Annotated in this window: 3 protein-coding genes; 1 reads left to right on the forward strand and 2 read right to left on the reverse strand. The window is 36.8% G+C overall.

Features of this window, described 5'->3' with window-relative positions; genetic code table 11:
- Positions 1–114: 114 nt before the first annotated feature.
- Entirely contained in the window at positions 115–1,875 is a 1,761-nt protein-coding gene (gene dnaG / locus DM84_RS05255; protein WP_250778885.1) for a DNA primase, read from the reverse strand.
- A 171-nt stretch (positions 1,876–2,046) separates the two neighbouring features.
- Here dnaG and ubiG point away from each other — a divergent pair, with 171 nt between their 5' ends.
- Positions 2,047–3,222: a bifunctional 2-polyprenyl-6-hydroxyphenol methylase/3-demethylubiquinol 3-O-methyltransferase UbiG gene (gene ubiG / locus DM84_RS05260; RefSeq protein WP_250778886.1), complete on the forward strand. Its 1,176-nt coding sequence runs from the start codon at positions 2,047–2,049 to the stop codon at positions 3,220–3,222.
- 102 nt (positions 3,223–3,324) lie between these two features.
- On the opposite strand, the gene DM84_RS05265 is transcribed toward ubiG, so the two are convergent.
- Positions 3,325–3,759: a TrbC/VirB2 family protein gene (locus tag DM84_RS05265; RefSeq protein WP_250778887.1), complete on the reverse strand. Its 435-nt coding sequence runs from the start codon at positions 3,757–3,759 to the stop codon at positions 3,325–3,327.
- Between the last annotated feature and the right edge of the window lie 239 nt (positions 3,760–3,998).

A 3,998-nucleotide genomic window follows, 5' to 3' on the forward strand; every position in this document is an offset into this window, starting at 1 on the left:
TGAATTTTGTCATTGAGCCTGCAGATCAAAAACAAGTTTTGAGTCAGAAATACCCTTAGTGTTATAATAATGAAATTGTTGGAATTTATCAAGCAAATTTTGCATTTAATCCGTCTATTTTTGAATAAACTCCATTTGCATTTCCTGTATACTATCCTCTACTTGCTTTATTTGCTCTATTAGCCTTTCCTCTAGGTCAAAATTACCGCCTAGCCTTGCTTTGATTTTTTCTTCTTGTAACACGTTTAATTCTTTTCGTAACACTATGTTATTCCACACAATTTCTGCTGATTTTCTCTCGTTTAATTGGCTATTTAATACGCTAGTTTTTTCAAATATAAACCTTACAGTTTCAGCACTACTAGACTGTCCAAGCTCTTGTAATAAAGCCTCTCTGTTGAGTTCGCTGCCATTATTTGCCACATCAATTATACGCTGTTGTAATTTTTTCATCTTGGCATTGGTAAACTCAAAATGAGAAAATTGCTCAAAAAATATAGGATGGTGTAAGATCTCGGGAAATTCTATTACTATACGCAGAATTATGGCTTGATTTTGCTCTGCTTCGATTAGCTCTGGAGATTTGTTGCGCAGATATTCACCTTTTGTTGCCCTAATTTTACTGTTAAAAATCTGTTTTTTGAAGCTTCTTCTTAGTTCACTGGCCTTATTATAAAAATAATCTCTATAATACCTTCTAATACTGCTGTTACCGATAGCATTGACGTATTCCATGAACTTGTGTTCAAGAACTGAATATTTTTCCGGAGCAAGGTTTTTGTAGCCTTGCAGGCTACTATTGACTATGTGGTGCCATAAATATTCAGAATGCAGTTCTGTTGAGCGGTCAAGCCCGGAAAGTACGTCTTCTTTTTTATATTCTAGCTCATTGCATATATCGTATGGGTCTTTATCGCTTGGCAAAGTCACAAACTTCAATGTATACCCAGGCTTGAGTATCGGAAGAGCAAATTCCGCAACTCTGATAGCGGCGCGACGTCCAGCACTGTCGCCATCCATACAGATGGAGATTTCTTTAGCAAATCTCCACAGGTTTTTTATCTGTTCTGCAGAAATTGCAGTGCCAAGCGGGGCAACTGTATTGCTAATCCCCGCTTGATGTAGTGCTATTACATCCATATACCCTTCAACAACAAATATGTGTTGTTTTTTACGTATTTCGCTTAAGGCAAGGTTTAGCCCGTATAAATTCTCCCTCTTTTTGAAGAGCTGACTTTCTGGGCTGTTTAAATACTTCGGCTGTTGCTCAGAGCTCAGTGCACGTCCGCCAAAACCAATAACTTTGCCCGCGATATTGTGTATAGGAAATATCAGCCGATCATAGAAATAATCACGAGAATTCTTATTTATTAAGCCAACATCAATCAAAATCTCGTCTTTAATACCAGAGGAGTTCAAATATTCCTTCAAGCCAGAGTTTGGCGCATAGCCTATCTTAAATTTATCTATGATTTCAGGTGAGATCTTGCGCTGCCTTAAATAAGCCATAACACCTTGTTTTTTTTGTGCAAACCAGTTTGCAGCTAAACTCAGCGTTGAAAATAATTTGTCGCTTTCTTTGGTAATATTGAGGTTTTTAGGTAACTCAACACCTGCAACCGACGCTAGCCTTTCCAACGCTTCTTTAAAGCTTAAGCCCTCAGTTTGTGAAACAAACTCAAACACATCGCCATGAGCAGAACAGCCAAAACAGTGATACGATCCCCTAGTATTACTCACAAAAAAAGACGGAGTTTTTTCGTTATGAAATGGGCAAAGCCCCATGAAATTATCTCCGCTTTTTGTCAGCCTGACCTTCTTACCCACTATGTCAGATAGCAACAGTCTTGATTTTATAATATCTATGTAATCCATCTTACTTATCGAATGAGTGGTAGAATAAAAATTATACAGAATTTATGCTCTCCTGACTCGAAATTTATTTCAAGCTCCGAAGCTTTAGAAAGATCAGGAGCACTGGATGGCTTGACAAAAAACCCAAAATAAATTACCCATGTTAGATGCCTTTAAGTCATAGTTTCTTATATGTCAGATGTAATATCAATTGCCTCAGACCACGCCGGTTATGAATTAAAATCAGAGATAAAGCTTTACCTGGAAACCTTGGGTTATGCAGTGATAGATCGTGGCTGCACTGCTAAGCAAAAAAGTGTAGATTATCCAGACTATGCTGTCAAAGTTGTGGAAGATATAACAAATAAAAAAGCAAATTATGGGATATTAATTTGCGGTACAGGTCTCGGTATGAGTACCGTAGCGAATCGTTTTGAAGGAATCTACGCCGCTTTATGTAATAGTGTTGAGATTGCAAAATTAGCTCGCGAGCATGGCAACGCAAATGTACTGTGTCTTGGTGCGGGGTTTACTACGAGTGGATTAGCGAAAGACATAATCAAGCAATTCCTCGAGACAGAGTTTTCAAAAGAAAGTAGACATAAAAAACGCCTTGATAAACTCAGCAATATGACCTCTTCTAGTAAGAAAAAAAAAACACAGACTTATAATGAAGATGAAGTATCAAAATTCGCTAAAATAGCAGGCGAGTGGTGGGATGAAAATGGCAAATTTAAGCCATTACACATGATGAATCCCGTGAGAGTATCATACATTATTGAGAAAATAAAAGAGTTAAAAAAATGCGATTTAAAGGAATTATCATTGCTTGATGTTGGGTGTGGTGGCGGCATTTTGTCAGAATCAATGGCTCGGGTTGGCATTAGCGTTGCGGGAATAGATGTATGCGAAGAAAACATAAAAGTAGCACAGTTACATGCAAAAAAAGTAGGATTAAACATAGAATACACACACACCAGCATTGAAGAGCTGAAAAATGACAAAAAGTATGATGTAATTCTACTTATGGAAGTAGTTGAGCATGTGGATAATTTAGAGCTTTTCATGAAAAAAGCGATAGAACTACTAAAGCCAGAGGGACTAATATTTGTATCAACAATAAATAGAACTATCAAATCCTTCTGTCTTGCAATAATTGGTGCAGAGTACATATTAAACTGGCTGCCAAAAGGTACACATAACTGGAACAAGTTTCTCAAGCCATCAGAAATTGCAAATCACCTAAGAGAAAATAATGTCACGCTACAAAACATGGCTGGCATGGAGTATAACGTAATGAAGCGTGAGTGGAATTTGACTAAAGGTGTGGATGTCAATTATATACTTTGTGGTGTGATGAATAGTTAGGTTTTTCTTATAAAAGCACCATTTTTATTTCTAAAATAGCTCAGTAGAAGCATTTTTTTATTGTGTAGCCAGAAAACAGCCGCTCCAAGCATTGCTGCCAGCTTATCTAATGATTTGTACTCTATGTTTTTTAGATTGTAAATACCCAGCAGCACATTGCCACCATGGATACGATAGTAGGCAATTGTATCCAGAAACAACAACAAAGCACTTTCCTTGATGCAAAATTTGACCCTTAGGACAATAAACTTCTTTTTCTGTTACCTTTTTTACAATTGCAGAAGCACCAAAAAACACAGCAGAAAACATACCAAGTGAAAGAAGCGCAGGCCAAGGCATTCTACCAAATATTGCAAGCAAGCTTGCGCCAATTATTATTAGTGTAATCACTAGTCCCCCTATTCCACCAATGTAATCTATTACATTACACATTACATCTATTGCTCTACCAGCATGCGCGTCAAATGCATAAAAGAAAATCAAAACTGTAAATAGAGCTATAAGGAAATCTCTCACTATTTTTTCAATAATCTTCATTTCATACCTAATTGTCTCCTGTCTCGGTAAAATTTCAGTAAATAGTTTTTTCCATGAGGTTTAGTAGTATGTGCTCTGTGGTGTGATGATACCAAATCCTAATGGTAATAGGACAAATTAAAGATACCGTTTTGCCAGTCAACAATGGTGTCATCCAAGTATCTTCTTTTCTTGTCACCCCAGTCTGGGATCTAGGATACTACTTTAGTAATAAATATTTAAGAAATTTATCAGGTGAG

Source organism: Wolbachia pipientis, from assembly GCF_023661085.1.
Taxonomy (GTDB): domain Bacteria; phylum Pseudomonadota; class Alphaproteobacteria; order Rickettsiales; family Anaplasmataceae; genus Wolbachia.